This is a genomic window from Actinotalea sp. JY-7876, assembly GCF_014042015.1.
In the GTDB taxonomy this organism is placed as follows: domain Bacteria; phylum Actinomycetota; class Actinomycetes; order Actinomycetales; family Cellulomonadaceae; genus Actinotalea.
Genome location: NZ_CP059493.1, coordinates 3,388,830 through 3,414,520, shown reverse-complemented (window position 1 = coordinate 3,414,520; position 25,691 = coordinate 3,388,830). Strand labels below are relative to the sequence as shown.

26 protein-coding genes are annotated in these 25,691 nt (G+C 73.9%); 14 read left to right on the top strand and 12 right to left on the bottom strand.

The window, feature by feature from the left end; all coding sequences use genetic code 11:
- Positions 1-128: 128 nt before the first annotated feature.
- Positions 129-866, bottom strand: a complete 738-nt coding sequence (locus H2O74_RS15790) for an alpha/beta fold hydrolase (RefSeq protein WP_182112441.1) — start codon at positions 864-866, stop codon at positions 129-131.
- Between the two features lie 68 nt (positions 867-934).
- Here H2O74_RS15790 and H2O74_RS15785 point away from each other — a divergent pair, with 68 nt between their 5' ends.
- Complete coding sequence (locus H2O74_RS15785; RefSeq protein WP_182112440.1) at positions 935-1,654, top strand: YafY family protein; 720 nt, start codon at positions 935-937, stop codon at positions 1,652-1,654.
- 142 nt (positions 1,655-1,796) lie between these two features.
- Here H2O74_RS15785 and H2O74_RS15780 read toward each other — a convergent pair whose 3' ends face one another.
- Positions 1,797-2,297, bottom strand: a complete 501-nt coding sequence (locus H2O74_RS15780) for a hypothetical protein (RefSeq protein WP_182112439.1) — start codon at positions 2,295-2,297, stop codon at positions 1,797-1,799.
- A 124-nt stretch (positions 2,298-2,421) separates the two neighbouring features.
- On the opposite strand from H2O74_RS15780, the gene H2O74_RS15775 reads away from it, so the two are divergent.
- Together H2O74_RS15775 and H2O74_RS15770 are read left to right on the top strand one after the other, a co-directional pair.
- The gene (locus H2O74_RS15775) at positions 2,422-3,507 is read left to right on the top strand and encodes a S1 family peptidase (protein WP_255491677.1); all 1,086 of its coding nucleotides are present in this window, start codon (positions 2,422-2,424) and stop codon (positions 3,505-3,507) included.
- Between the two features lie 68 nt (positions 3,508-3,575).
- Entirely contained in the window at positions 3,576-3,791 is a 216-nt protein-coding gene (locus H2O74_RS15770) for a hypothetical protein (RefSeq protein ID WP_182112438.1), read from the top strand.
- An 89-nt stretch (positions 3,792-3,880) separates the two neighbouring features.
- Here H2O74_RS15770 and H2O74_RS15765 read toward each other — a convergent pair whose 3' ends face one another.
- Positions 3,881-5,431 (bottom strand): hypothetical protein, encoded by a 1,551-nt coding sequence (locus tag H2O74_RS15765; RefSeq protein WP_182112437.1) that lies wholly within the window; start codon positions 5,429-5,431, stop codon positions 3,881-3,883.
- A 186-nt stretch (positions 5,432-5,617) separates the two neighbouring features.
- Between H2O74_RS15765 and H2O74_RS15760 the strand changes: the two genes are divergently transcribed.
- Positions 5,618-7,513: an NHL domain-containing thioredoxin family protein gene (locus tag H2O74_RS15760; protein WP_182112436.1), complete on the top strand. Its 1,896-nt coding sequence runs from the start codon at positions 5,618-5,620 to the stop codon at positions 7,511-7,513.
- 95 nt (positions 7,514-7,608) lie between these two features.
- On the opposite strand, the gene H2O74_RS15755 is transcribed toward H2O74_RS15760, so the two are convergent.
- From H2O74_RS15755 to H2O74_RS15745, 3 genes are all read right to left on the bottom strand, one after another.
- Complete coding sequence (locus tag H2O74_RS15755; protein ID WP_182112435.1) at positions 7,609-8,112, bottom strand: CinA family protein; 504 nt, start codon at positions 8,110-8,112, stop codon at positions 7,609-7,611.
- 98 nt (positions 8,113-8,210) lie between these two features.
- Positions 8,211-8,882 (bottom strand): heme oxygenase (biliverdin-producing), encoded by a 672-nt coding sequence (locus tag H2O74_RS15750; RefSeq protein WP_182112434.1) that lies wholly within the window; start codon positions 8,880-8,882, stop codon positions 8,211-8,213.
- 91 nt (positions 8,883-8,973) lie between these two features.
- The gene (locus H2O74_RS15745) at positions 8,974-9,564 is read right to left on the bottom strand and encodes a TetR/AcrR family transcriptional regulator (RefSeq protein WP_182114339.1); all 591 of its coding nucleotides are present in this window, start codon (positions 9,562-9,564) and stop codon (positions 8,974-8,976) included.
- A 71-nt stretch (positions 9,565-9,635) separates the two neighbouring features.
- On the opposite strand from H2O74_RS15745, the gene H2O74_RS15740 reads away from it, so the two are divergent.
- On the top strand, positions 9,636-10,166 hold the full coding sequence (locus tag H2O74_RS15740; protein ID WP_182112433.1) for a DinB family protein: 531 nt from the start codon (positions 9,636-9,638) through the stop codon (positions 10,164-10,166).
- A 683-nt stretch (positions 10,167-10,849) separates the two neighbouring features.
- On the opposite strand, the gene H2O74_RS15735 is transcribed toward H2O74_RS15740, so the two are convergent.
- On the bottom strand, positions 10,850-12,280 hold the full coding sequence (locus tag H2O74_RS15735; RefSeq protein ID WP_182112432.1) for an Nramp family divalent metal transporter: 1,431 nt from the start codon (positions 12,278-12,280) through the stop codon (positions 10,850-10,852).
- 114 nt (positions 12,281-12,394) lie between these two features.
- Here H2O74_RS15735 and H2O74_RS15730 point away from each other — a divergent pair, with 114 nt between their 5' ends.
- The 3 genes from H2O74_RS15730 to H2O74_RS15720 are packed head-to-tail and all read left to right on the top strand — an operon-like array spanning position 12,395 to position 14,345.
- Positions 12,395-12,775: a metalloregulator ArsR/SmtB family transcription factor gene (locus H2O74_RS15730; RefSeq protein ID WP_182112431.1), complete on the top strand. Its 381-nt coding sequence runs from the start codon at positions 12,395-12,397 to the stop codon at positions 12,773-12,775.
- Positions 12,772-13,425 (top strand): cation diffusion facilitator family transporter, encoded by a 654-nt coding sequence (locus H2O74_RS15725; RefSeq protein WP_182112430.1) that lies wholly within the window; start codon positions 12,772-12,774, stop codon positions 13,423-13,425. The genes H2O74_RS15730 and H2O74_RS15725 overlap by 4 nt, the downstream gene beginning before the upstream one ends.
- Positions 13,425-14,345, top strand: a complete 921-nt coding sequence (locus tag H2O74_RS15720; RefSeq protein ID WP_182112429.1) for a cation diffusion facilitator family transporter — start codon at positions 13,425-13,427, stop codon at positions 14,343-14,345. The genes H2O74_RS15725 and H2O74_RS15720 overlap by 1 nt, the downstream gene beginning before the upstream one ends.
- Before the next feature lie 41 nt (positions 14,346-14,386).
- Here H2O74_RS15720 and H2O74_RS15715 read toward each other — a convergent pair whose 3' ends face one another.
- Positions 14,387-15,175, bottom strand: coding sequence for a DUF899 family protein (locus H2O74_RS15715; protein ID WP_182112428.1), 789 nt, complete (start codon positions 15,173-15,175; stop codon positions 14,387-14,389).
- 105 nt (positions 15,176-15,280) lie between these two features.
- Complete coding sequence (locus H2O74_RS15710; protein WP_370525772.1) at positions 15,281-16,093, bottom strand: alpha/beta hydrolase; 813 nt, start codon at positions 16,091-16,093, stop codon at positions 15,281-15,283.
- Positions 16,094-16,298: 205 nt separating this feature from the next.
- Here H2O74_RS15710 and H2O74_RS15705 point away from each other — a divergent pair, with 205 nt between their 5' ends.
- The 6 genes from H2O74_RS15705 (at position 16,299) to H2O74_RS15680 (ending at position 22,301) form a co-directional block, all read left to right on the top strand.
- Complete coding sequence (locus tag H2O74_RS15705; RefSeq protein ID WP_182112427.1) at positions 16,299-17,279, top strand: sugar ABC transporter permease; 981 nt, start codon at positions 16,299-16,301, stop codon at positions 17,277-17,279.
- Between the two features lie 33 nt (positions 17,280-17,312).
- Entirely contained in the window at positions 17,313-18,011 is a 699-nt protein-coding gene (locus H2O74_RS15700; protein WP_182112426.1) for a YesL family protein, read from the top strand.
- Positions 18,011-19,549, top strand: coding sequence for an extracellular solute-binding protein (locus H2O74_RS15695; RefSeq protein ID WP_182112425.1), 1,539 nt, complete (start codon positions 18,011-18,013; stop codon positions 19,547-19,549). Before H2O74_RS15700 ends, H2O74_RS15695 begins: the two co-directional genes overlap by 1 nt.
- A 76-nt stretch (positions 19,550-19,625) precedes the next feature.
- Positions 19,626-20,921: a glycoside hydrolase family 28 protein gene (locus H2O74_RS15690; RefSeq protein WP_255491676.1), complete on the top strand. Its 1,296-nt coding sequence runs from the start codon at positions 19,626-19,628 to the stop codon at positions 20,919-20,921.
- Positions 20,905-21,378, top strand: a complete 474-nt coding sequence (locus H2O74_RS15685; protein ID WP_182112424.1) for a DUF4064 domain-containing protein — start codon at positions 20,905-20,907, stop codon at positions 21,376-21,378. The genes H2O74_RS15690 and H2O74_RS15685 overlap by 17 nt, the downstream gene beginning before the upstream one ends.
- On the top strand, positions 21,375-22,301 hold the full coding sequence (locus H2O74_RS15680; protein WP_255491675.1) for a carbohydrate ABC transporter permease: 927 nt from the start codon (positions 21,375-21,377) through the stop codon (positions 22,299-22,301). The genes H2O74_RS15685 and H2O74_RS15680 overlap by 4 nt, the downstream gene beginning before the upstream one ends.
- Here the strand turns inward: H2O74_RS15680 and H2O74_RS15675 are convergent.
- Genes H2O74_RS15675 through H2O74_RS15665 form a run of 3 tightly spaced genes read right to left on the bottom strand, consistent with a single transcriptional unit; the run spans position 22,291 to position 25,680 of the window.
- Positions 22,291-23,109: a DUF6807 family protein gene (locus H2O74_RS15675; protein ID WP_220457984.1), complete on the bottom strand. Its 819-nt coding sequence runs from the start codon at positions 23,107-23,109 to the stop codon at positions 22,291-22,293. The two genes, H2O74_RS15680 and H2O74_RS15675, sit on opposite strands and share 11 nt — an antisense overlap.
- A complete protein-coding gene (locus H2O74_RS15670) occupies positions 23,106-24,137 on the bottom strand; it encodes a LacI family DNA-binding transcriptional regulator (RefSeq protein ID WP_182112423.1) in 1,032 nt (343 codons plus the stop codon). The genes H2O74_RS15675 and H2O74_RS15670 overlap by 4 nt, the downstream gene beginning before the upstream one ends.
- Positions 24,127-25,680: a glycoside hydrolase 43 family protein gene (locus H2O74_RS15665; protein WP_182112422.1), complete on the bottom strand. Its 1,554-nt coding sequence runs from the start codon at positions 25,678-25,680 to the stop codon at positions 24,127-24,129. Before H2O74_RS15665 ends, H2O74_RS15670 begins: the two co-directional genes overlap by 11 nt.
- Positions 25,681-25,691 lie beyond the last annotated feature (11 nt).

The window sequence follows — 25,691 nt, the reverse complement described above, 5'->3', positions numbered from 1 at the left end:
TCCTGGGTCCTGCCCCGAGGGGCTGGGGAACTGCTTGACACCTGAACTACTGGCGCCGGGCAGCGTTCGGATGCAGGAGGCTTCAAGATCTTTCGGCGTGCGGTGCGGCCGGTGCCGTCGGCGCGGCGTCAGGCGCGCGCGGCCGCCGCGACGGCCGCGGCGAGGTCGTCCGGCCGCGACAGCATCGGCCAGTGCCCGGTGGGCAGGTCGACGTAGGTGACGTCGTGGCTCTCGGGCAGGTCCGTCGGCATGTGCCCCGCCGCCACGAGGTCCTGCAGCACCGGCGACGGGATGCTCGTGCAGACCACCGTGACGGGGACCGCGAGGCGGCGGGCGTCGCCCCGCCGGGCCGGGGCGTTGGCGACGCCCGCCGGGTGGGGCACCGCGCGGTTCTCGAGCTCGGCGCGCAGCGCGTCGTCCAGGCCCGTCGCGCTGCTGCCCTGCTCGGCGAGCTGCTCCCACGACGGCAGCGGGTGGTCGGCGCCGGACGCGTCCGGTGCGATCGCGTGGCCCGCGCTCAGCGGTCCGGCGTCGACGTAGACGACGCGCCGGACGCGGTCCGGGACCCGGTCCACCACGTGCTGGACCACCACGGCGCCGCCGCTGTGCCCCACCAGCACGACGTCGCCGTCGAGCGCGGCCACGAGGTCGAGCACGGCGTCGACGTGGTCGTCGAGCGTGAGGCCGGAGCGGTCGGCGTCGGCGCTCTCGAGGCCCGGCAGCGTGACGGCGTGCGGGACGAAGCCGGCGGCGCGCAGCCCCGGGACCACGCGGTCCCATGCCCACGCACCGAGCCAGAAGCCGGGGACGAGGACGACGTGGACGGCGGGCGCGGCCGCAGCGGGCGCAGGGGTGGGGAGAGTCATGGCACGAGTCTCGGGCCGCCTCGGTGACACCGGTCTGTCACCATTGCCGCGGGACCTGAGGAGGTGGCGTGAACCGGACCGAGCGCCTCTACGCCGTCGCCGAGGAGCTGCGCCGCGCCGGACCGGCCGGCACCTCCGGCCCGCGGCTCGCCTGCCTGCTCGAGGTCAGCGAGCGGACCGTCAAGCGCGACGTCTCTGCCCTCCAGCAGGCGGGGCTGCCCATCTGGGCGCAGGCCGGCCCGGGGGGCGGCTACGTGCTGGACAGCGTCGCCTCGCTCCCGCCCGTGAACTTCACGCCCGCGCAGGCCGTCGCCGTGGCGGTCGCGCTCGCGGCGCTCCCGCCGGGCAGCCCGTTCTCCGCCGACGGGGCCGCCGCGCGCGGCAAGGTCTTCGACGCCCTCGGACCGGGCGACCGGGAGCGCGCGGGCGAGCTCGCCGGCCGGATCTGGCTCGACGGCCGGGTGCCCGGGACGGGCGCGGACGAGCCGGTGGCGGCGCCGGCCGTGCTGCGCGCCGTCGAGGAGTCGCTCGGCCGGCACCTCGTGCTCGCGATCCGCTACCGGTCCGCGACGGGGGCCGTCACGCGCCGCCACGTCGAGCCGATCCTGCTCGCCCACGCGCGGGGCCGGTGGAACGTCATCGCCTGGGATCCGGACCGCGATGCCGTGCGCTGGTTCCGGCTCTCGCGCATCGAGCGGGCCGACGTGACGCGAGAGCCCTACGAGCCGCGCGCGGTCGACGTCGTGGGCGAGCCGCCCCCGGGCGCGGCCCCCGCGAGCACCGGCTGACGACCCGCCCTGGCCTCGCCGCGCGTCGGCCCCGGCGGAATGTGCGGAGCATGTGACGGGTGTGACCAGAGTGGCGCAGGTGACTCCCGTGGGCCCCACGGGTCCCACCAGCACCATGCTCCGCACCTTCGGGCAGGTGCGGTCAGAGCAGGCGGAACGGCACCTCGGGGTCGAGCACGGCCGCGACGTGGAGCGTCGCGTCGTGCACGCGCACGTCCGTGACCACGACGCCCGCCACCTTCGCCGCGAGGAGCCGGCGCGTGTCGACCGCGATGACCGGGTCGCTCGGGCCGGTGCGTACCTCGACCACGCCGTCCGGCAGGCCGGCCGCGCGCAGGCGCTCGCGGATCTTGTTCTCGACGAGCGGCATGAAGCGGTGCAGCGGGATCCCGCGGCTCTCCGCGGTGACCGCGAGCGTGACCACGCCGTCGGCCCAGCCCGTGAAGCGGGCCGTGATCGGGACCTCGCCGGCGAGCCCGCCGAGCAGGCGGCCCAGACCTCCGGAGCGGCCCATGACCTCCGCCGCGTCGACGCGCAGGCGCAGCGTCTCGCCGTCGGCGCGCAGGCCGTGGACGAACGGCGGCACGACGCCCTGCGTCGTGGCGAGCGTGAGCACCTCGTCGAGGGGGAGCTCGATCCGCACCAGTACCTCCTGGGTGTCTGCGACGGCGGTGGACAGGTGGTGGACGCCGCACGGTCGCTGCCGTCACCGTACGGGTGTCGGTGGCGCCCGGCACACTCGGCGCACGGTGTCGACAGGGGGATGCGTGAGCGGCAGGACGACGAGCGGCAGGGTAGCGAGCGCGACGGGGACGGGCGGCTGGGACCTCGACGAGGCGCGCCGCACCAAGGCCGAGGTGGCGGCCTACGTCCGCGAGCTCGCGGAGCGGCAGGTCGCCAGCAGCGCCGCGGGTCCGCGCGCCGGCGTCGCGCTCGGCCTCGCGCCGCAGCCCGACGGCGGCTACGGCCTCGCGGTGCGGTACCGCCTCGGGGTGCCCTCGGCGCGCATGGTCGCGCGGCGGGTGGTCGAGCAGGTCGGGCCCGCGGTCGACGTCCGGCGGACCGGGCGCATCCGCGCCGTCGCGGCCGGTGGCGCGGCCCCGCCCGTCGCGCGGCCCCGGTCGGTCGGCGGCCCCCGTCCGCCGGTGGTCAGCGCGCAGGCGGTCGGCGAGACCGGCCGCGTGCGGCCGCTGCGTCCGGGCATCTCCATCGCGCACGTCGACGTCAGCGCGGGCACCCTGGGCGCGTTCGTGACCGTCGCGGGCCGCCTCCACGCGCTGTCGAACTACCACGTGCTGGTCGGGTCGCCCTCGGCGTCCGTGGGCGACGCCGTCCTGCAGCCGGGTCCCGCGGACGGCGGGCAGGACCCGGGCGACCGCGTCGGCACCCTCGCGGCCTTCGTCCCCCTCGTCCCCGGCACCACGGCCCTGGTCGACGCGGCGGTCGCCGCGCTGGACGACGCCGACGTCGATGCCACCTACCCGGCGGGCCCGGTCACGACGACGGCCCCGGTGCTGGGCGCCGAGGAGGTCGAGAAGATCGGCCGCACCACGGGCGTGACCCGCGGGAGGGTCACCGCGATCGAGCTGGACGACGTCGTCGTGGGCTACGGCGCGGAGCTGGGGGAGCTGTCCTTCGACGACCAGATCGAGGTCGAGGGGCTCGGGTCGGGACCGTTCTCGCGCGGCGGCGACAGCGGCTCGCTGGTCTACCTGCCGGACGGCGGTGCGGCGGCCGCCGTCGGCCTCCTCTTTGCCGGGAGCGAGAGCGGGGGCGAGAATGGGACCGGGCTGACGTACCTCAACCCGATCGGCGCGGTCCTCGAGGCCCTCGAGGCGGAGCTGGTGGGCTGAGTCCGGCCCCGGCGCGGGTCCCCCCGCCGCAGCGCGAGCCCCCGGGCTCGCCGACCCCGAGGTGCTCCATGGCCGACCTGAACGAGGCGCGGACCGCCAAGTCCCACCTGCGCGCTGCCCTGTCCGGGCACGAGGGCGTGCGCGGGATCGGCGTCCGGCCCGACGGCGACGGCTACGCGCTCCGCGTGAACGTCGAGCACCCCGGCGACCGCACGGGGGTGCCCGACCGGGTCGACGGCGTGCCCGTCGACGTGCGCGTGGTGGGCGCGGTCCGCGCGAGCTGAGCCCGACCCGACCGCGGCGCCGCTAGAAGGCGAGCCCCTTCAGGACGCGGAGGGCTCGCCGCCGCGTCTCTGCTCCGCGCTCGTGGTGCTCAGTCGTCCTTGCTCGGGGCGAACCATCCCGCGACGTCCTCGAGGAGCCGCACCGAGCCGGCGTTGTTGTACAGCGCCCAGCCCCCGTCGACTCCGAGACCGACGACGGCACTGTTGGCGAGGTCGATGCCCCGCCGGGCGTTCACGTTGCTGGTGAAGGGCCGTGCCTGGCCGGAGGGGTGGGCGGTCACGAACGTCGTCGGGCTCGTCGCGCGGGTGCTCGTCAGGTTGAGGAGCACGGCCTGGGCGCCGGCCGGCGCCTCGATCCCACGACCGGGGTCCGTCGTGACCCGGGTGGCGCCCGGGCCGAGCGCCGGGCCCTCGCTCGATGCGGTCCGACGGTGGTCCATCGGCCAGAAGGAGAGGCCGTCCGTCTGCGTGTACCAGCCCTGCACGTCGAGGACGACGTGCTGGTTCCCGCTGTTGTTGTAGACCTCGATCGCTCCGTCGTCGGACAGCGGGACGACGGCGAGGTTGGCGACGTCGGCCCCGCGGTACGCGTTGAGGGTGCTGGTCTCCCACCCGTACGGGTCTCCGGCCTCGTACACGGACAGGTACGAGGTGGGCGCGGTCCCGGCCGTCGCCGTGACGTTGACCGCGACCGCGACCGCATCGGCCGGCGCGTCGGTGGCGAGCGCCGTGATCGGCACCTCGAGCGCCTCGCGCGGCCCGAGCGCTCCGACGTCGACCCGTGTGTCCAGCACCCGCTCCGGTGTCGCCGGCTGGTACCCGGCGAAGCCCGGGGCGTCCTGTGCGTAGACGCCCACCAGGTCGACCACCATGTGCGTCTCGCACAGGTGGTTGTAGAGGACCATCCTGTTGATCTCCTCGTTCCGAGACGTGGCGAGGACGGTGTGGTTCGCGACGTCGGCGCCGGCGCGCGCGTTGACGATGCTCGAGTCGGCACCCCAGGGGTAACCGACCACGTGCGACGCCTGGGCGATGTAGGTCGTGGCGCAGCTCGTCTGCGTGGTCGTGATGTTGACGGCGGCCGCGACGACGTCGCCGGGCGTGTAGGGCAGCTCCACGGTCAGGAACTCACCCCGTCGCAACGGCCGCCGGTCGTCGTCGGTGCGGCTGTCGTACACCCGTCGGGGGTCGAGCGGCAGGTAGCGGCCGGGCGCACCCATCGTGAGGATGACGGCCTCCGGGATGCGGTAGGTGGTCGGCTCGGGGGCCGCATCGACCCACTCGCCCCAGAACGGATGGGTGCGGGAGTTGCTGTCGTAGGTGGTGATCAGCTCGCCGGACGGGTCCACCGCGCGCACGGTCGCGCGCCACGGGACGGTGCGGGAGTGCTGGAGGGTGAAGAAGCCGGGCCCACCGGGCGTGCTCGAGTCCCCGGCGGTGGTGGCGCTCGCCAGCACGCCCGTCACGGTGCCCTCCTCATCGACGGTGACCAGCTCGACGCGGATGCCGTTGAGGGGGACCCGGTGGGTGTCGTACACCACGCCCGTGATGACGTCGCCCGCGGCCTGGGACGGCGACGGTGCGATGAGGACCAGCGCCGGGAGGAGGACGGCGAGGACTGCGGCGACCCGACGGAACACGAGACTCTCCCTAGAATCCGCCGCGGCGGTCCGACGGCACCACAGTGTCGCGTTCCTTGCCACCCGAGGGAAGGCCCGAACGGGCGTCGGGTGCCGAGCACGGCGACGGGCCCGCCGGGGCCGGCAGCCCGCCTCACTGACCGGACGACGGGAACGGAGGCCGGGCGTTTCGGGTTCACTACCGGTGTGACCGAGACGAGCGCCCGCCGCCTGCCCCGCGTCCGCGCGTCCGAGCTCGTCGGTCGGGGCTGGCTCAACACCGGCGGTCGGGACGTCGCGCTCGCGGACCTCCGCGGCAAGATCGTGCTGCTCGACTTCTGGACGTTCTGCTGCGTCAACTGCCTGCATGTGCTGGACGAGCTGCGCGAGCTCGAGGAGGAGCACCGCGACGTCCTGGTGATCGTCGGCGTGCACTCGCCGAAGTTCGTCCACGAGGCCGACCCGGTCGCGCTCGCGGCCGCCGTGGACCGCTACGAGGTGCGGCACCCCGTCCTGGACGACCCCGAGCTGACGACCTGGTCCGCGTACAGCGCGCGCGCCTGGCCGACGCTCGTCGTCGTCGACCCGGAGGGCTACATCGTCGCCCACATGGCCGGCGAGGGGCACAAGCACAACCTCGCCGTCCTGGTCCGCGAGCTCGTCGCAGAGCACGAGGCCAAGGGCACGCTGCACCGGGGCGACGGCCCGTACGTGCCCCCCGCCGCGTCCGCCACGACCCTCCGCTTCCCCGCCGAGGCCGTGCGGCTGCCCGACGGCACCCTGCTCGTCGCCGACGCCGGTCACCACTCGCTCGCCCTGCTGGAGCCCGACGGCGAGACGCTCGTCCGCCGGATCGGCTCGGGTGAGCGGGGCCTGGTCGACGGCGGTCCCGACGACGCGCGCTTCAGCGAGCCCAACGGCCTCGCGCTCGTGCCCGAGGACCTGCGCGAGGCGCTCGGCTACGACGTCGTCGTCGCGGACACGGTCAACCACGCGCTGCGCGGCGTGCGCCTGGCGGACGGCGCGGTCCGCACGCTCGCCGGGACGGGCGAGCAGTTCATGGTGGGCGCGGCCGACAACGTCCTGCCGGCCGACGACGAGCCGGCGCGGCGCCACAAGCTCTCCTCGCCGTGGGACGTCGCCTGGTACCCGCCGCTGGGCGCCTTCGTCGTCGCCATGGCCGGCAACCACACGCTGTGGGCGTTCGACCCGGTCGCCGGCACGATCGAGCACCTCGCCGGGACGATGAACGAGGGCCTCCTCGACGGCCCGGCGGGCGAGGCGTGGTTCGCGCAGACGTCGGGCCTCGCGCTCGGCGCCGACGGGCGGCTCTGGCTCGCGGACTCCGAGGTCTCGGCGCTGCGCTTCCTGGAGCACGACGACGCCGGGACCCGCGTCGGGACCGCCGTCGGCGCCGGGCTGTTCGACTTCGGCCACCGCGACGGGCCCGCCTCGCAGGCGCTGCTGCAGCACCCGCTGGGCGTCGCCGTCCTGCCCGACGGGTCGGTCGCGATCGCCGACACCTACAACGGCGCGGTCCGGCGCTACGCGGTCGGGCCCGACGGCGACGGCGAGGTCACCACGCTCGCGCGCGACCTCGCCGAGCCCAGCGGCCTGCTCGTCGACGTGCACGACGACGGCGGCGTCGAGCTGCTCGTCGTGGAGTCCGCCGCCCATCGGCTGACGCGCCTGCGCCTGCCGGCCCGGCTCGCGGGCGAGCTGCTCGACCACGGCGCGCACCGCACGCAGCGGCCCGTCAGCGAGATCGGCGCGGGCGAGGTGCGGCTCGACGTCGTCTTCACGCCGGCCACCGGGCAGAAGTACGACGACCGCTACGGACCCTCGACGCGCCTCACCGTGTCCTCGACGCCGCCCGGGCTGCTGCTCGACGGTGCGGGCGACGACGTCCCGCTCGAGCGCGTGCTCCGGGTCAACCCCGAGGTCACCGAAGGCGTGCTGCACGTGACGGCGCAGGCGGCGTCGTGCGACGCGGACCCGGCGATCGAGTTCCCCGCGTGCCACCTCAACCAGCAGGACTGGGGCGTGCCGGTCCGCGTCGTCCCGGGCGGCCCGGCGACCCTCACCCTCCCGCTCCACGGCTGACCACCGCCCGCCCTCCGCGATGCCGTCCGCGGCGCCCGCTCGGGCTCCCCGTCGGCCGGTGCCGGTCCGACCGTGGACCGTGGGTGGCGGGCGGGTCAGAGGCCTGTCGTGGCGGCGCGGTGGAGGAGGGCCAGGGCGTGCTCGGTCGTCGCGGTGAGGACCTCGGCCGGTCCGCCGGCGAAGACCTCCTTCTCGGTGTGCGAGCCGCCGGGCGACGCGACGCCGAACCACACGGCGCCCGCCGGCTCGCCCTCCTCCGGCTCGGGTCCGCCGACCCCGGTGCACGAGACCACGAGGTCCGCGCCCAGGAGGCGGGCGGTCTCGCGCGCGAGCACCGCCGCGCACTCCTGCGTGACGACGGGTCCGCGCGGCACCCCGAGCAGGCCGTACTTCACCTCGGGCGAGTAGCACGCGATGGTCCCGCGGAACCACGTCGTGGCCTGCGGGGCGGCCGCGAGGACGGTCCCGATGGTCCCCGCGGTCAGCGACTCCGCCGTGGCGACCGTCCAGCCCCGCCGTCCCAGCGCGTCCGCCAGCTCCTCGGTGAGGTCCTCAGCGGCAGCGGCGGTGGTCTCGATCGCGGTGCTCAGGTTCGACATCCGCCCAGGTTGGCCGACGTCGCCGTGGCCCGCACGCCGACCTCGCACGCCGACGCGGCCGCGGCTCGCACGCGAACCGGGACCGCGGCCCGGTGGGATCACGCGCGCGGCGGGTGGCGCTCCCCGAGCTCGGCGAAGAGCGCCGTGTTGAGCTCGAACGCGACGGCGGCCTCGGCCGCGACCCGCTCCCGCTCGGCGGCGTCGAACGGCAGGGCGTCCAGGCGGGCGCGGTACTCGTCCTTGAAGAGCTTCGGCTTGGGGATCGTCGGGAACGTGTAGAAGCTGACGGCCTCGTCGGGCACGCCGTACGAGCGCTGGAGGATCGCCTTGATCGCCAGCCCGCCGGAGAGGTCGCCGAGGTAGCGCGTGTACGCGTGCGCGACGTAGCCGCCGACCCACGTCCCCGCGACGTCGCGCAGCCGGGCGGCGTACCGCTCGGTCGACGGCAGCACCGGGATCTCCTCACGCCAGCGTGGCCCGACGAGCGCCGCCAGGTCACGCTCGATCGAGGGCACGCGCTGCAGGCCGGGCACGATCATGGTCGCGCCGGCGGGGTCGGCGCCGACGAAGGGCTCGGCTGCCTCGAGCGCGCCGTAGATCACGTGGTGCTGGGCGGCCAGCTCGGCGTAGGCGGCCACCGTCAGGCGTCCGCCCATGAGGGCCTCGACGAAGCCCGAGCGCTCCGCCCGGTCGTGGGCCGCGCGCGTGGCGGCACGCAGGTGCAGGGACAGCGGCCCGTCCGTGAGCGGGTGGACGGCGACGGCGGCCATGGGCACTCCGGGGGACGGGGACCTGACGAGCTGTCAGAACGCCACTGAACCACGCCCGGCCGGGGCGCTCAAGCCTCGCTGCCGGCGGGCGTCAGGCGGCGCCGACCGCCCGGAGCACGAATGTCTCCGTCGCGGCGATCGCGGCCTCGCGGCCCGGGCCCTCGTCGGGCACGCCGCGGCTCGAGAGGCAGGCGTTGATGAGCGGCACGGTCGTCTCGACCGGCTGCGGCGGGAAGGCGCCGGACGCGATGCCCGCCTCGAGGATGCGCCGCAGGATCGCCTCGACCAGCTCGGCGTGCTCGCGCAGCTGGGCCCGGGTGCCCCGCGAGAGCACGCTGCGCAGATCGGGTCCCGGGGCGAGGTGGAACACGCGCTTGAGCTGGGTCTGCTGGCGGACGTACGTGCGCAGCTGCTCGGTCGGGTCGGTCACGCCCGAGAGCGCCCGCTCGAGCGTCGCGACGTACTGCTCCGTCTCGTGCGTGATGAACGCGATGAGCAGCGACTCCTTGTCGGGGAAGTGGTTGTACACCGCCGTCCGACCGATGCCCGCCGCCGCCGCGATGTCCGCGAGCGTGATCGCGTCGAACCCCCTGTCGCTCATGAGCGTGGTGAGCGCAGCGAACAGCTTGTTGCGGGTCTGCTCGCGGTGCTCCGTGAGGGAGCCACCGATGATCTTCGGCACACCTCGATTCTCCCACCGCGCGTCGCGGAGCGCTGCCGCCTCGTGCCGCAGCACGGCGGTACTCTCCGGGCATGACGGACGAGACGATCGAACCGGACACCAAGGACTGGACCTGGGTCACCGAGCGACCGTGCCTCGACTGCGGCTTCCACCCCGAGGCCGTCGCCGGCGACGAGATCCCCGGGATCCTGATGGGGTACGCCACGCGCTGGGAGGACGTGCTCCGACGCGACGACGTCGCCCGCCGGCCCGTCCCGAAGGTCTGGTCGCCCCTGGAGTACGCCTGTCACGTGCGCGACGTCTGCGACGTCTTCGCCGCGCGGGCGCGGCTCATCCGCGAGCAGGACGGCCCGAGCTTCGAGAACTGGGACCAGGACGCCACGGCGGTGGCCGAGCGGTACGGGGAGCAGGACCCGGCTGCCGTGTCCCTGGAGCTGGTCGCGGCCGCACGCGGCGCCGCGGAGGCGTTCACCGGCCTGTCCGACGCCGACTGGGGCCGGCCCGGCTACCGCAGCAACGGCTCGGCCTTCACGGCCCTCTCGCTGGGGCACTACTTCCTGCACGACGTGGCCCACCACCTGAACTACGACGTCCGGGGTTGACCCCCTTCGTCCACATCTTTTGTGCACAGGTCTGTGCGCCGAGGCGGTCGCGACCGTGTGGACATGTGGACAAGCCTGTGGGCAGAAGAACGTCAGGAACTCGTCCCCCAGAGCCCTTGTGGCGGGTCCTCGCGGGGGTCTAGAACTACGTCATCGGCAAGGACGGAACGCCGCACCGACCGGGGAGACCCGGACGGCCAGCCAGGGAGAACCTGGGTGGTGACCACCGGGGAGACCCGGCGGTGACCGCCCTCGGGACCAGGGCGGGCCGGGGTGAGGCGGGCCGCACGAGCCGCCGGCAGGAGCACGGAGGACCAGCCCGACGGGGACACCCGACGGGAGCTCGGCGGGGAGACCCGAGGGGCACGCGGACGACGCCGCGGTGGGCCAGACCGGACCAGTCGGTGTGATCGCACGGCGCACCGTCGGAGCGCGTCGCAGCTCTCGGGAGACCGGGGCCGCGGTGGGTGATCACGCAGCAGGGCCCCTCGGACGCCTATTCCGAGGGGCCCTTGCTGCGTCTCCAGGTTAAGCGTGCGGCAGCCGCTCGCCGCCCACGACACGCGCCGCGGCGCCGCACACCCGGGTGCGTCAGCCGCAGCCGTGGGTCACGCTGCCGACCGTGACCGCGGGACTCGCCGGGTCGTGCCCGGACCGAGCCCCGGCCGGGACGGCGACACCCGTCAGCCGATCTCCAGCAGGCCGGCCGCGCTCAGCGCGCTGTAGAGGCCGAGGAGCAGGATCGCGATGCCGCTCACCCCGAGCGCGATCGCGGAGAACCGGCCGCCGCGCAGCTCCGGGTCGACGCGCGTGCGGCGCAGGTACCAGGCAGCCACCGCGACGGCCGCGAGGAAGATGCCGCCCGCGACGCCGCCGATCAGGATCATGATGAACGGCGAGGCGATCCACAGGAACGTCAGCAGCCACATCAGCGGCAGCGTGACGATGAAGAACTGCATCCACCGGTTGCGGCGGCGCGCGTCCGTCCAGTCGAAGACGCCCAGGATGCTGAGCGCGTTGGCCCAGGACCGCGACCACGACGGGATGGCCGCCCAGATGGTCGAGCCGAGCGCGGCCAGGGCGCCGACGAGGAAGAGGATGCGTCCCCAGTCGCCCAGGACGCTGGAGTACGTCTGGGACAGCACGAGGATCATGTCGTTGCCCTCGGGCACGAGGCCCTGCGGGTGGAGCACGGCCGCGCCCATGACGTAGAACGACATGGTGGAGAGGGTGTAGATCACCCAGGCGACGAGCGCGTCCTTCTGCATCACGGCGATCCACCCGAGCGCCCGACGGCGGTACGCGGGCGTCCCGTCGTTGGGGCCGGACCAGCGCGCGTAGCCCTTCTCGAGGCACCAGTACGTGTAGGCCGTGATCTCCTCCGAGCCCACGCCCGTCAGGCCGAACATCGCGATCGCGACGCCGATCGCGCCGACCGGCAGGCTGAGCGACAGGCCGGACGCGAGGTCGCCGCCCGAGTAGGCGTACTCGGTGAGCGGCAGCCCGAGCGCGATGACGACGGTCACCACGACGAACGTCATGGTGAGGAAGACGGCGACCTTCTCGATCAGCCCGTAGCGGTTCGAGTAGAGGGTCGCGATGGCGATCACCGTCACGAGGACAGCCCAGAACGTCAGGGACGTCGTCTCGAGCGGCCCCGATCCCACCGGGAGCAGGATGCTGAGCGCGGCCGCCATGCCGCCGATCAGCCCGCCCGTCTGGACGAGCTTCGAGATCGCCATGAGCGCCCACATGAGGAAGACCCAGCTGAGGCGCCCGAACCGCGGCGGGACCGTCGCGTAGCCCTCCATCCCGCCCTCGCCCGTGACGATCGAGAAGCGCGCCATCTCGACCTGCACGGCGACCTTCACGAGCGTGGAGAACACGACGAGCCACAGCAGGACGAAGCCCGCCTGCGCGCCCAGTGCCGTGGCGGTGATGAGCTCACCCGCGCCGACGACGGACGCGGAGATGATCAGCCCCGGGCCGAAGAAGCGCAGCGAGCCGCGCCACGTCGTCGGGGGCTCGCGGACGGCGGCCGGGTCGAGGCGGTACGGGTCCCCCTCGACGACGGCGCGCTCCGGCAGGTGCGTCTCGTGCTCGACCGCGGACATTCGCTTCTCCTTCGAGGCGCCGCGACGGCCGGCGTCCGGCACGTCTGGTGTGCGTCGCGAACCACGCTAGGGGCGTCGGCCCGGCGCGCCACCGGAGGCGGGTAGCATCGGCACATGACGATGACACAGGCGCACAGCGATGCAGGCACGGATGGCCTCGGCAGGGCCGACGACGCCGGGCTCGACGCCGCCTCGTGCCTGTTCCGCGGGCTCGCAGACCCGTCGCGCCTCGCCATCCTGCGCCACCTCGCGCTGGGCGAGCACCGCGTCGTCGACCTGACCGCCCACCTCGGGCTCGCCCAGTCGACCGTCTCCCAGCACCTGGCGTGCCTGCGCGACTGCGGCCTCGTCACCGCGCGGCCCCAGGGCCGGGCGTCCGTGTACTCGCTGGCCCACCCGGACGCGACGCAGGCGCTCCTCGCCGCCGCGGAGCAGCTGCTCGCGCTCACCGGCGACGCCGTCGTGCTGTGCTCGACGTACGGGAGCCGTCGGTGACGCGGGCCGGCGTCAGGCCCGCCGCGGGGACGGAGGCCCTCACGCGCCGGGCGCTGCGGCTCGCGCAGCTCACCGTCGCGTACAACGTGGTCGAGGGCGTCGTCGCGATCGGCGCCGGCGTCGCCGCAGGGCTGGTGTCGGTGATCGGGTTCGGCGTGGACTCGGGGATCGAGTCCGCCGCCGCCGTCCTGGTCGCGCTGCGCCTGAGCGCCCGGCTGCGCGACGGCGGCACGGACGAGCGTCGCGAACGCCTCACCCTGCGCGCCGTCGCGGTGACGTTCTTCGTGCTCGCCGCGTACGTCGTCGTCGAAGGGGTGCGCAGCCTCGTGGACGGCGAGGGGCCCGAGCGCTCACCGCTCGCCGTCGGGGTGCTGGTCGCCTCGGTGATCGTGATGCCCGTGCTCGCCGCGGCCAAGCGGCGGGTCGGCCTGGCGCTGGCGGACCCGCTGGTGCTGGCCGACGCCGCCGAGACCCGCATCTGCGTCCTGCTCAGCGCCTCGACGCTCGCAGGGCTCGTGTTCTTCGAGCTCACCGGGGCGGCGTGGCTCGATCCCGTCGCCGGCTTCGTCATCGCGGCCTTCGCGATCCACGAGGGACGCGAGGCGTGGGAGGGCGAGCTGGTCGAGGACGGCGACGAGGACGACGACTGATGGGCGGCCACGCGCACGGCCACGGCGCGTCGACGGCGACCGGACGCCACCGCGGGCGGCTCGCCACTGTCCTGGCGATCACCCTGACCGTCGCGGCGGCGCAGGTCGTCGGCGGCGTCGTGTCCGGCTCGCTCGCGCTGCTGGCCGACGCGGGCCACATGCTCACGGACGCCGCCGGGCTGGCGATCGCGCTGCTCGGCGCGCGCCTGGCCGGGCGGCCGGCGACGAGCACGCGCACCTTCGGCCTCCAGCGCGCCGAGGTGCTGGCCGCGCTGGCGAACGCGCTGCTGCTCGGCGGGCTCGGCGTGTGGGTCGTCGTCGAGGCCGTGCGCCGCTGGGGCGCGCCACCGGACGTCGCCACCGGGCCCATGATCGCCGTCGCCCTGGTGGGCGCGGCGGCCAACGTGGTGGGCCTGCTGCTGCTGCGCGGTGGCCGCCACGAGAGCCTCAACGTGCGCGGCGCCTACCTCGAGGTGCTCGGGGACCTGCTCGGTTCCGTCGCCGTCGTCGTCGCGGGCGTCGTCATCGCGACGACGGGCTGGGTGCGCGCGGACGTCGTGGCGTCGGCCGCGATCGGGCTGGTCATCCTCCCGCGCGCCTGGGCGCTGCTGCGCGACGTGCTGGACGTCCTGCTCGAGGCCACGCCACGGGGCATCGACCTGGACCGCGTGCGCACCCACATGAAGCGCGTCCCGGGAGTCGTCGACGTCCACGACCTGCACGCGTGGACCATCACGAGCGGCGTGCCGGCGCTGTCCGCCCACGTCGTCGTCGACGACGAGTGCCTCGCCCTCGGGCGTGCGGGCGCGGTGCTCGACGCCCTCGGCGAGTGCCTCGGGGAGCACTTCGACACCGACCACTGCACGTTCCAGCTGGAGCCGATCGGCCACGACGCCCACGAGCGGGCCGCGCACGCGTAGCCGTCGATCGGCTCGCGCCGGCGCGTACGTCGGGCGGCGGGTCAGTGGTGGTGGTCGTGGCGCCCGAGCGACTCGACCGGCCCCGCCCCGGGCCGGGTCCACTGCGGCGTCGGGCGGCCGGTCTCGCCCCACGTCGCGGTGCCCTCGGCGTCGGTGCGCCAGTACCAGCACGGATCGTGCCCCTCGGGTCGGCCCTCGGGCTGGTCCTCCCACGCCTCGCGGCGGCCGTAGGGCGTCATGTCGAGCAGGGCGAAGGACCCGCTGGCCGGCTCGGTGCCCCGGCCGGTCGTGGAGTACGTGAGGAACGCCCGGTCGCCGTCGCGCAGGAAGCTCGACAGGTGCCCCATCTCGCCGCCGAGCGGTTCGTCGAGGCCGCGGACGGAGTACCAGGGCTGGGTGTAGCCCATGAACGCGAGGAAGGGGGCGACCTCGTCCCACGGGCCCTCGGTGACGATCGCGAAGGAGACGCCGCGGGCGTTGAGGTAGACGGCGTCCTTGAGGTGCCACGCCGAGACGGTGCAGCCCTCGCACTGGCCCTGGTGCGGGGCCCCGTCGTGCCACATGTGCTTGTACACGACGAGCTCGTCGCGCCCCTCGAACAGGTCGAGGAAGGGGACGGCGCCCTGGGCCCCCACGACCGGGGTCGTGGCGTCGAGCTCGACCATGGGGAGCCGGCGTCGGGCGGCCGCGATCGCGTCGCCCTCGTGGGTGTGGGCCTTCTCCCGCAGGAGGAGCTCGTCCCGCGCGGCGTCCCAGGCGGCCTGGTCGACGATCGGCGGCCGGCCGGGGCGCTGCGTGCCGCCGGGGCGCGCGTGGGTCGGGGTCGTCATGGTGTCCTCCGCGGTGTCCGGGGCCGCGGTTGCGGCACTCCCGTCAGAGAGACCGCTCGCCGGGTCGGAACTGATCGGGCGCGCTGTCACCTCGTCGGGCCGCCGTCAGCCCCCGGTGGGCCAGCCCCGGGACCGCAGCCACGTCTCGCACAGCGAGGTCCAGCGCGCGACGTGCGGCGCCTCGGTCGCGAGCCCGAGACCGTGACGCCCCTCGGGGAAGACGTGGAGCTCGAACGGCACCGCGTGGGCGGCCAGCGCCCCGCAGTACCGCAGCGGGTGGCCGACGGGCACCGACGCGTCGTCGGCGGTGTGCCAGACGAAGGCGGGGGGTGTGCGCGCGGAGACGTGACGATCGGCGCTGTGCGCGGCGCGGGCCTCGGCGTCGGCGTCCGGTCCCAGCAGCGCGGCGACCGAGCCCTCGTGCGGCTCGTCGAGGAAGGAGATCACCGGGTATGCCAGGACCGCCAGGTCCGGCGGGTCCGGCTGCCCGCACAGGGTCGCGGCGAGGTGGCCGCCGGCGCTGAACCCCAGGACCCCGACCCGGCCGGGGTCCACCTGCAGCGGGCCCGAGGCCTCGCGGATCCACGCGAGCGCACGGACGGCCGCCTCGAGCGGCGCGGGGTGGCGCGCGGGTGCGACCGGGTAGCGCAGGACGACGGCGTGGACCCCGAGGCCGGCCAGCCAGTGCCCGACGGGCTCGGCCTCGTGGGCGGCGTGGTGGCGGTAGCCGCCGCCGGGAAGGACGAGCATCGCCGGACGCGCGCCCGGCAGCCGGGACGCGACGACCCGCACGTCCAGCCCGTCCGGCGGGTCGGTCGCCGGGCGACCGGGGCCTCCGATGACCGGCTCGCCCTCGCCCGGCACGCGGACCCGGCGGATGGCGGCGTCGTGGCCCTGGACGACGGCGGACTCGGGCACGGGCTCCTCCTCCGGGGCGAGGCGTCGGCGGCTGGCGACGCGGGCGGCGACGGCGGCTCGCGGCGCCCGGTGATCAGCAACTAGCCAAGCGGGTGTCTCGTGTGCCAGAGTCGGCAAACGGTTTCCCGGAACCGGTTCCCTCCATTGCCCTCGACGACGAGAGGCGGTCCGCCGTGGCTGTCACCACCGCCCTGATGGTAGGCCGATGAGCGCCTCGCCCCTGACCGCGGCGACGGCCCCGGCACCCGTGCCGCCCTCCGGCGGGCTCGTGCCGCGACGCAAGGCGTCCGGCGCCCAGTCGCTGTGGCGCTACCGGGCGCTGTACCTGATGGCGCTGCCCGGGATCGCCTACTTCCTGGTCTTCAAGTACCTGCCCATGGGCGGGCTCGTCATCGCGTTCCAGGACTACATGCCGTTCCTCGGCGTGACCGGGAGCCCGTGGGTCGGCTTCGACCACTTCGTGCGGCTGTTCACGGAGGACTCGTTCTTCGTCCTGCTCCGGAACACGCTGAGCCTGTCCGCGCTGCTCCTGGCCTTCTCGTTCCCGATGCCGATCATCCTGGCGCTGATGCTCAACGAGCTCCGTGGCCGGGTCTTCAAGCGCTCGGTGCAGTCGATCGTGTACCTGCCGCACTTCATGTCCTGGGTGATCGTCGTCTCGATCTTCTACGTGCTGCTGACGACGGACGGCGGCGCGATCAACAACCTCATCCGGAACGCCGGGTGGGAACCCATCGCCTTCCTCACCGACGAGGAGTGGCTGCGCCCGATGTACGTCTTCCAGCACATCTGGAAGACCGCGGGCTGGGGGACGATCGTCTACCTGGCCGCGATGACGGCCGTCGACCTCGAGCTCTACGAGGCGGCGAACCTCGACGGCGCCGGGCGCCTGCGCCAGACCTGGCACATCACGCTCCCGGCCATCCGCCCGGTGATCGTGATCATGTTCATCCTCGCGATCGGCGACATCCTCGAGCTCGGCTTCGAGCACATGTTCCTGCTGCTCAACTCACTCAACCGTGACGTCGGAGAGATCTTCGACACCTACGTCTACACGACGGGCATCAAGAACGGGCAGCTCAGCTACGCCACCGCCGTCGGCATGTTCAAGGGCCTGGTGGGGCTCATCCTCGTCGTCTGCGCGAACCGCCTGGCCAAGAAGTTCGGCGAGGAAGGCGTCTACTAGCCGGTCGGCTCGGGACAGGAAGGAGTGACGCGCATGTTCTCGTTCGAGGGCTTCGCCCGCATCAACGCCGTGCTCGTGAGTGCCTACCGCATCGCGTGGCTCAACGTGCTGTGGACGGTGGCGACGGTCGTCGGCGTCGTCGTGCTCGGCATCGGCCCCGCCTCCTACGCGATGGCGAAGTACGTGGACCGCTGGTTCCGGCTCGGCGAGACGCCCCCGGTCGCCCGCACCTTCCTGAGGTACGCGCTCGAGCAGCGGTGGCGTCCGGTCCTGGTCAGCTGGGTGCTCCTCGGTGCCGGGGCGGTCATCACCGTGAACCTGCTCGCGGTCTCGAACTGGTACGTCCGCGTCCTGAACATCGTCGCCCTGGTCGTGCTGGCCGTGGCCTGCTCCTACGTCTTCTTCGTCATGGCGGCCCTGGACGTCCCGACCATCCGGGGCCAGATCACCACCGCCCTGGTCATCGGCTTCGGCTCCCTGCACTGGACGGTGCTCGCCGCCGTGACCGTGGCGGTCAGCCACGTCCTGATGTTCTCGTTCGCGCTGCCGCTGCTGCTGATGTTCGGCGTCGGGATCCCCGTGGCCGTCCACGCCCTCGTCATGCGCGGCGTCCTGCGCCAGCTCGACCCGTCCGGCGCACCGGACCTCGCGGGTCCGCCCCGCCACGCACCCACGTCCCGACCCGCCCCGGGTCACCTGGTACGGCCACTCTCCCTGGAAGGAAGCTCATGATGAAGACAGCACGCCGAGGTGCCGCTGGCGCTGCCTCGGTCGCGGCGCTCGCCCTCGTGCTCGGCGCGTGCGGTGGCGGCGGCGACGGCGACGGCGGTGGCACGACGGACGAGGGCTCGTCCGAGGCCTCGTTCGACCGGCCGATCACCTGGATGTCGATCCTCCACACGCCGACGACGCCGGACGCCGAGGGTCCGATCCAGGTCGCGCTGGAGGAGCACACCGGGGTCGAGTTCGAGATCCAGTGGGTGCCGGACGCGTCCAAGGACGAGAAGCTCAACGCCGCACTGGCGTCCAACACCCTGTCCGACCTCACGACGCTCACGCAGGTCGACAGCTCGACGGTGCGCAACGCGCTGTCCTCGGGCATGTTCTGGGACGTCGAGGAGTACCTCGAGGAGTTCCCGAACCTCTCCGAGATCGACCCGAAGACGCTCGAGGCGGCGCGCATCGACGGCGGCCTCTACGGCGTCCCGTTCCAGAAGCCGCTGGCGCGCTACGGCGTCCTCGTGCGGCAGGACTGGCTCGACAACCTCGGCCTCGAGACGCCCCACACGGTGGAGGAGCTCGGCGAGGTCGCGCGGGCGTTCACCGAGGACGACCCCGACGGCAACGGCGCGGCGGACACGGTCGGCTTCATCGAGCGTGCCGAGAGCTTCCAGCTCTCGTTCCGCGTCCTGGCGGGCTACTTCGGTGCCGGCGACAAGTTCGTGGTCGATGACGACGACACGGTCGTGCCGGCCTTCACCACGGACGAGTTCAAGACCGCGATGGAGTGGTACCGCGAGGTCTACGAGAACGGGCACATGAACCAGGAGTTCGTGACGACCCAGAAGCAGAACCAGCAGGACGCCATCGCGCAGGGCAAGGGCGGCATCGTCATCACCGGCCTCATGGAGGCGCGGAACTACATGAACCTCGCCCGGTCCGCGAACCCCGAGACCCCGATGGCCTGGGCCCTGGTCAACGACATGACGTGGGGCGACGTCCCGCGCCGCGTCGTCTCCGACACGAACGGCGGCATGGGCGGCTGGCTCGCGATCTCCAAGGAGAACATCAAGACCGAGGACGAGCTGCGCCACGTCCTGGGCTTCATCGACAGCCTCCTGGACGAGGAGGCGTTCGACCTCATGACGAACGGCATCGAGGGGACGCACTACGAGCTCGACGCCGACGGCGTGCTCACGATCCTCGACCAGGGGGTCTGGCAGCAGGAGGTGCAGCCGTACGCCGGCTCGCGGCCCTCGGACCTCGTCGCCACGTACAAGGTCAGCGACCCGTACCAGAACCTGTCGAACGAGCTGATCCCGCTGAACGCCGAGTTCGCCGTCACCAACCCGGCCCAGCCGCTCACGTCGGAGACCTACGACGCGCAGTGGTCAGCGATCAACCAGTCGATCGCTGACGCCTTCAACCGCTACGTCATGGGCGACATCGACATGGACGGGTACGAGGACGCCATCGAGTCCGCCCGCGGTCAGGGCCTGGACGCCGTCATCGAGGAGTTCACGGCCTCCTACGCCGAGGTGAACGGCTAGCACCCGGACGCCGGCCCACGGTGCCCAGCACCGTGGGCCGGCACCGGCTCCACACGCACGACGAGAGGCACGGGACGTGCAGGGTACTGACGAGATGTGGCAGGGCGCGGAGACCGGTCTGGCAACCGGGTGGCTCCAGGACGCCATCGACCGCGCGGCGGACGCCGGCGGCGGCAGGGTCGTGGTCCCCAGCGGTGTGCACCGCACGGGGGCGCTGCGGCTGCGTTCGCACGTGGAGCTCCACCTCGAGGCGGGCGCCACCCTGCAGTTCGTCCCGGACCCCGCCCTGTACCCGGTGGTGCAGGTCCGCTGGGAGGGCGCGCCGGTCGACGTCCACCAGCCGTGCCTGTACGCGCACGGCGAGACCGGCGTCGCCATCACGGGACTGGGCACGATCGACGGCGGCGGCCCCGCCTGGTGGGACCTCTTCCGCAACCACCGCGACCAGCTGGCCGCCGCCCGGCCGACGCTCATCGGCCTGCACGAGTGCACGCGCGTCACGGTGCGCGACCTCACCCTGCAGAACTCGCCGAGCTGGACGGTCCACCCCGCGCTGTGCAGCGACGTCACGATCGCCGGCCTGCGGATCTTCAACCCGGACGACTCGCCGAACACCGACGGCATCGACCCGGAGTCGTGCCGCAACGTCCGCATCAGCGACTGCCACATCGACGTCGGCGACGACTGCATCGCGATCAAGGCGGGCACCGAGCACGCACCGGAGCCCGTGCCGTGCGAGAACGTGGTCGTCACCGGCTGCACGATGGTGCGCGGTCACGGTGCGGTCGTCATCGGCAGCGAGATGTCGGGCGGGGTCCGCAACGTCGTGATCAGCAACTGCGTGTTCCAGGGCACCGACCGCGGCGTCCGGATCAAGACGCGGCGCGGCCGCGGCGGCGTGGTCGAGGACGTCCGGATCACCAACATCGTGATGGACGGCGTGCTCTGCCCCGTCGTCATCAACCCCTTCTACTTCTGCGGGCCGGACGGCAAGGAGCCGCACGTCGGCGACCGGTCCCCGCGTCCGGTGGACGGCTCGACGCCGCTCATCCGCCGGATCCACGTCTCGCACGTGACCGCGCGCGACGTCGACGCGTGCGCCGCCTACCTCTACGGGCTCCCGGAGCAGCCGCTGAGCGAGATCACGCTGCACGACGTGAGCGTCTCGTTCGCCGACGAGCCGGTGCCGGGCTCCCCGGACATGGCCGTCGGCCTCGACCCGGTCACCTCGCTCGGCGTCCGGCTGGGGAACGTCACCGACTCCGAGCTCGCGCAGGTCCGGGTGCGTGGCGCCGTCGGCCCCGTCGTGCTCGCCGAGGGGTGCACCGACGTCGTCCTCGACGTGCGGGGAGACCATGACGCGCCTCGCTGACCCCGCGGTCACGGCCTGGGTCTCGCGCCCGGCCGTCCCGCCCCCGACGGTCCCGCGCGGGGCCGAGCTGTGGACGGCCGGCCTGGGCGTGCTCCTCGCGACCGTCTTCCTGGGGGGCTTCTCCCTCACGATGAACCGGGTCGACGAGGAGACCTTCGAGCGCGTGGTCCAGCCGGCGCTCGGCGGCGACCAGGCCGGTGCGGCGTCGTACGAGTCGATGCAGACGCTCGGCGCCTGGTTCGGCTTCACGCTCGTGGCGGTGCTGGTGCTCGGCGCCGTCGGGCTCCTCGTGGCACGACGTCGGCCGTGGCTGCGCCGGGCCGGCTGGTGGTTCGCCGCCGCCGGGCTCGTCTGCCTCCTCGGCAGCCAGCTGATCCTCTTCCCCGTCGCCTTCTTCTTCTTCCTCAGTGCGGGCTTCTTCGCCCTGCGTCCCGTTCCTGACAGGAGCACCTCATGACAACGACGACCACCCGCGCGGCGCGCCGGCAGGGCCGCGTGACCGGCCGCGTGACCCGCCGCACGACACCGGGCATGAGGGCGTTCCAGGTGCTCAACGTCGTGCTCCTGACGGGGTTCGCGCTCGTGTGCCTGGTGCCCTTCGTCCACGTCATCGGCAGCTCGTTCGCGAGCCCGGGCGAGCTCGCGACCCGGCCCTTCGTGCTGATCCCCAACGACGTCACCCTCGACGCCTACCGGTACATCCTCTCGACGCCCACCATCTTCCGGGCCATGGGCGTCTCGGTGTTCGTCACGGTGATCGGCACGTTCGTCAGCCTGGTCGTCACCTCGCTGATGGCCTACGCGCTGTCGAAGCGCTACCTGCGCGGGCGGCGCGTCATCAACTTCATGGTCGTCTTCACCATGCTCTTCAGCGGCGGCATGATCCCCACGTTCATCGTGGTCAACTCGCTCGGTCTGCTCGACTCGCTGTGGTCGCTGATCCTCCCGGTGACGGTCAACGCCTTCAACTTCGTCATCATGCGCAGCTTCTTCCAGGCCATCCCCGACAGCCTCGAGGAGGCCGCCCGGATCGACGGCTGCTCGGAGCTGGGCGTCTTCTGGCGCATCGTGCTCCCGCTGTCGATGGCCTCGATCGCCACGATCGGCCTCTTCTACGCCGTCGCGTACTGGAACACCTACATGTGGGCGATCCTGTTCATCAACGACTCCTCGAAGTGGCCCATCCAGGTGCTCCTGCGCCAGATCGTCATCGTGGCGAGCGGGATGAACGCCGACTCCTCCGTGGTCGACGTCGTCCCGCCGGCGCAGTCGGTGAAGATGGCGGTCATCGCGGTCGCCACGCTCCCGATGCTGCTCGTCTACCCGTTCATCCAGCGCTACTTCGTCAAGGGGGCGCTCATCGGCTCGGTCAAGGGCTGACGGCGCCCGCGAGCCCGGCGGCGAGGGCCGCCGGGTCGGTGACGGGGGCGTCCGTGACGAGCGTGCGCGTGTGCAGCACCAGCTCCTCCCCGGCCGCCAGCCGACGTCGTGCGGTGTGCGCGACGGCGGGGCCGAACCCCACGTAGCCCTCGGTCCGGACGAACCAGGGCAGGACCGTGCCGACCTGGACGCACAGCAGCGTGGCCTCGGGACCGCGCACCAGGAGCCACGGCGTGGCGACGCCGTGCGCGCGCTCGACGCCCGGGCCCTGCGCGGTCTCGGCGTGCGCGCCGGCGAACGGCGTGCGCCAGAACCAGCCCCCGTAGAACGCGCCGTGCCGGCCGTTCGTCGCCGGGCTCCCGAGGCTGACCGCGGTCTCGGCGCGCAGCACCGACCGCCAGTCGAGCACCCAGCCCGGCCCGGCCGGCCGGGCCCGCAGCTCGCGGAGCTCACGCAGCTGGACCGTGCCGTCGACCGACGTCCAGACGACCGTCAGGTCCGCGCCCGAGCCGTCGGGCAGCGGGCGCGCGGCGACGACGTCCTGCCGGCCGTGGTTCGCCAGCAGGGTCGAGCCCACGTCGCGGACGTAGGTCCGCCCGCCCCAGTACGAGGTGCCGTCCACGTCGGGGAAGGGCAGGCCGACCCCGGCGTGGTGCGGGTGGTCCGCCGGTGCCGCCTGCGTGACCGGGGTGCCGCGCAGCGTCGTGACGGGGTGCAGCAGCGGACGCGGGGAGGCGTCCGGCGCCATGTCCCGGCCGTCCTGCAGGCGCGCCACCGCCGTGCGGCCGACGCTCAGCCGGTCGGTCACGCCGGACCGCCTGGGGCGGGGCCCGTGCTGCGCCGGACGGTGAGCTCGGGCACGAAGTGGGTGGTGCCCTGCGTGGCCACGCCGTGCAGGAGTGCCTCGACCTCGCGCCACGCCGCGGCCCCGACGTCCGCCAGCGACACCCGCACCGTGGTCAGCGGCGGCGCGGAGAACCGGGAGAACGCGATGTCGTCGAAGCCGACCACCGAGAGCCGCCCCGGCACGGGCACCTGCTCCTCGCCGAGGCGCGCGAGCAGGCCGAGGGCGACGACGTCGTTGTAGGCGACGACGGCGGTGGCGCCCGCCGCGGCGACCGCCGGCCACGCCGCGTAGCCGGCGTCGAGCGTCACCCCGCAGGACAGGCGCGTCACCTCCAGCGCGTCGTGCTCGCGCTCCAGAGCGCTCAGCGCGCGCAGCCGGGCACGGTTCGGGCGGCTCGAGGACGGCCCCTGCAGGTAGGCCAGCCGCCGGTGGCCGAGGTCGAGCAGGTGCTCGACGAGGGCCCGGGTGGCGCGCTCGTAGTCGATGGTCACCACGGGCACGTCGGCGAGGTCGGGCTGGCGGTTGATGGCCACCGCCGGTGTCACCGTGCTCAGCAGGGCCCGCAGGTCGTCGTACGGCAGGCGGGAGGAGCACACCACGACGGCGTCGCTGCGCCGGCGGGCCTCGCGCACGAGGGCCTCCTCGGCCGAAGGGTCCTCCTCGGAGTCGCACACCAGCACCCGGTACCCGGCGGTGGCGGCCGCCGCGTTCAGGCCCCGGAGGATCTGCTGGAACATCGGGTTGCCCAGGTCCGGGAGCACGATCGCCACGGTGTGCGTCACGCCGAGCGACAGCGACTGCGCGGTGGAGCTCGGGGAGTACTCGAGCTCGCGCACGACCCGGCGCACCCGGAGGGCGACCTCGGTGTCCCGGATGACACGCCCGTTCATGACCCGGCTGACGGTCGCCCGCGACACCCCGGCGACGCGGGCGACGTCGGCGATCGTGGCCGGCCGGCGGGAGGACCCGGCGGGCCCGTCAGGTGGCATCGGGGACCTCGAGCCGCACCGGGCCGACGGTCGCCACCGCGGGTGCGGGGGAACCGAGCGGTGCGGCCGCGAAGACCCCGATCTCCGCCCCGACCCAGTGCCCGGCCTGCGCCGGCAGCCCTGAGCCGAGGACGCGCCAGGTCCCCTCGGCGGTGCGCGCGGAGAGCCGGACGAAGGCCTCCGGGTCGACGTCGACGCGCAGCTCGACCTCGCGCGCCGGCGCGGGCTCGTCGACCAGCAGCGTCTCGTCCTGGTCGCCGTTCTCCCGGACCGCGGCGACGAGCCGCTGCCCGCCGGCCGCCTCGCGCAGCCCGCACCAGAGGTAGGAGCGGCCGAGCACCGTGACGCCGGCACGCGCCCCGTCCGGGCCGTCGAGGGTCAGCGTGCAGGTCCAGCGCCCGCCCGTGCCCGGGAGCTGCTGGGCGAGGACCTGGGGGAGCGAGCGCACGTTGCCGTCGTCGTTGCCGGGGCCGCGCAGCTCCAGGCGCCCGTCGCGCGTCCGGGCCCAGCCGTCGCCCGGGTTCGCCTGCCAGAACCACTGCCGGCCGAGCCCGTCGGTGAAGTCGTCCGATCCGGGCAGCACCCGCGAGCCCTGCGTCGTGCCGTGGGGTGTGGGGTGGGTGATCACGGGGGTGCCGTAGCCCTCGCCGGTCGGGGTGCCGATGATCGGCCAGCCGTCGTCGCCCCACGTCATCGGCTGCAGGTGCACCACGCGGCCGAACGGCCCGCGGTCCTGGAAGTGCAGGAACCAGTCGGCGCCGTCCGGGGTGTCGACCCAGGCGCCCTGGTGCGGGCCGTTCACCGGCGTCTCACCCTGCCGCATGACCACGCGGTGCTCGTAGGGCCCGGTGACGCGCTCGGACCGGAAGACGGACTGCCACCCGTTCGCCACGCCGCCGGCCGGGGCGAAGATCCAGTACCACCCGTCGTGGTGGTACATCTTCGGGCCCTCGAGCGTGGTGCACCCGGGGATGGCGTCGCCGTCGATCACGACCCGGCCCGGCCCCGTGGCGGTCGTCAGGCCGGCGTCCACCGGGACCAGGCCGAGGCGGTTCTTCACGCCGCTGCGGCTCTTCGCCCAGCCGTGGACGAGCCACGTGGAGCCGTCCTCGTCCCAGAAGGGGCACGGGTCGATGAGCCCCAGGCCGGCGAGCAGGAGGCGGGGCTCGCTCCAGGGGCCGCGCGGGTCCTCGGCGCTCACGACGAAGATGCCCCGGTCGGGGTCGGGCCACACGATGTGGAAGACGCCGTCGTGGTGGCGGATGCTCGGGGCCCAGACCCCGCCGCCGTGCCGGGGCAGGTCGAAGTGCTGCTCGGGGACGAGCCGGGGCAGCGCGTGGGTCACGATCTCCCAGCGCACGAGGTCGCGGCTGTGCAGCACGGGCAGGCCGGGGGACCGGCTGAAGCTCGACGCGACCATCCAGTAGTCCTCACCCACGCGGACGGCGTCGGGGTCGGGCAGGTCGAGGTCGAGGACCGGGTTGCGGTAGCTCGCCCCCCTCCGGGCAGGCGCGGCGGGCAGGGCGGCGTCGGTGGCGCTCATGCCGTCGAGCA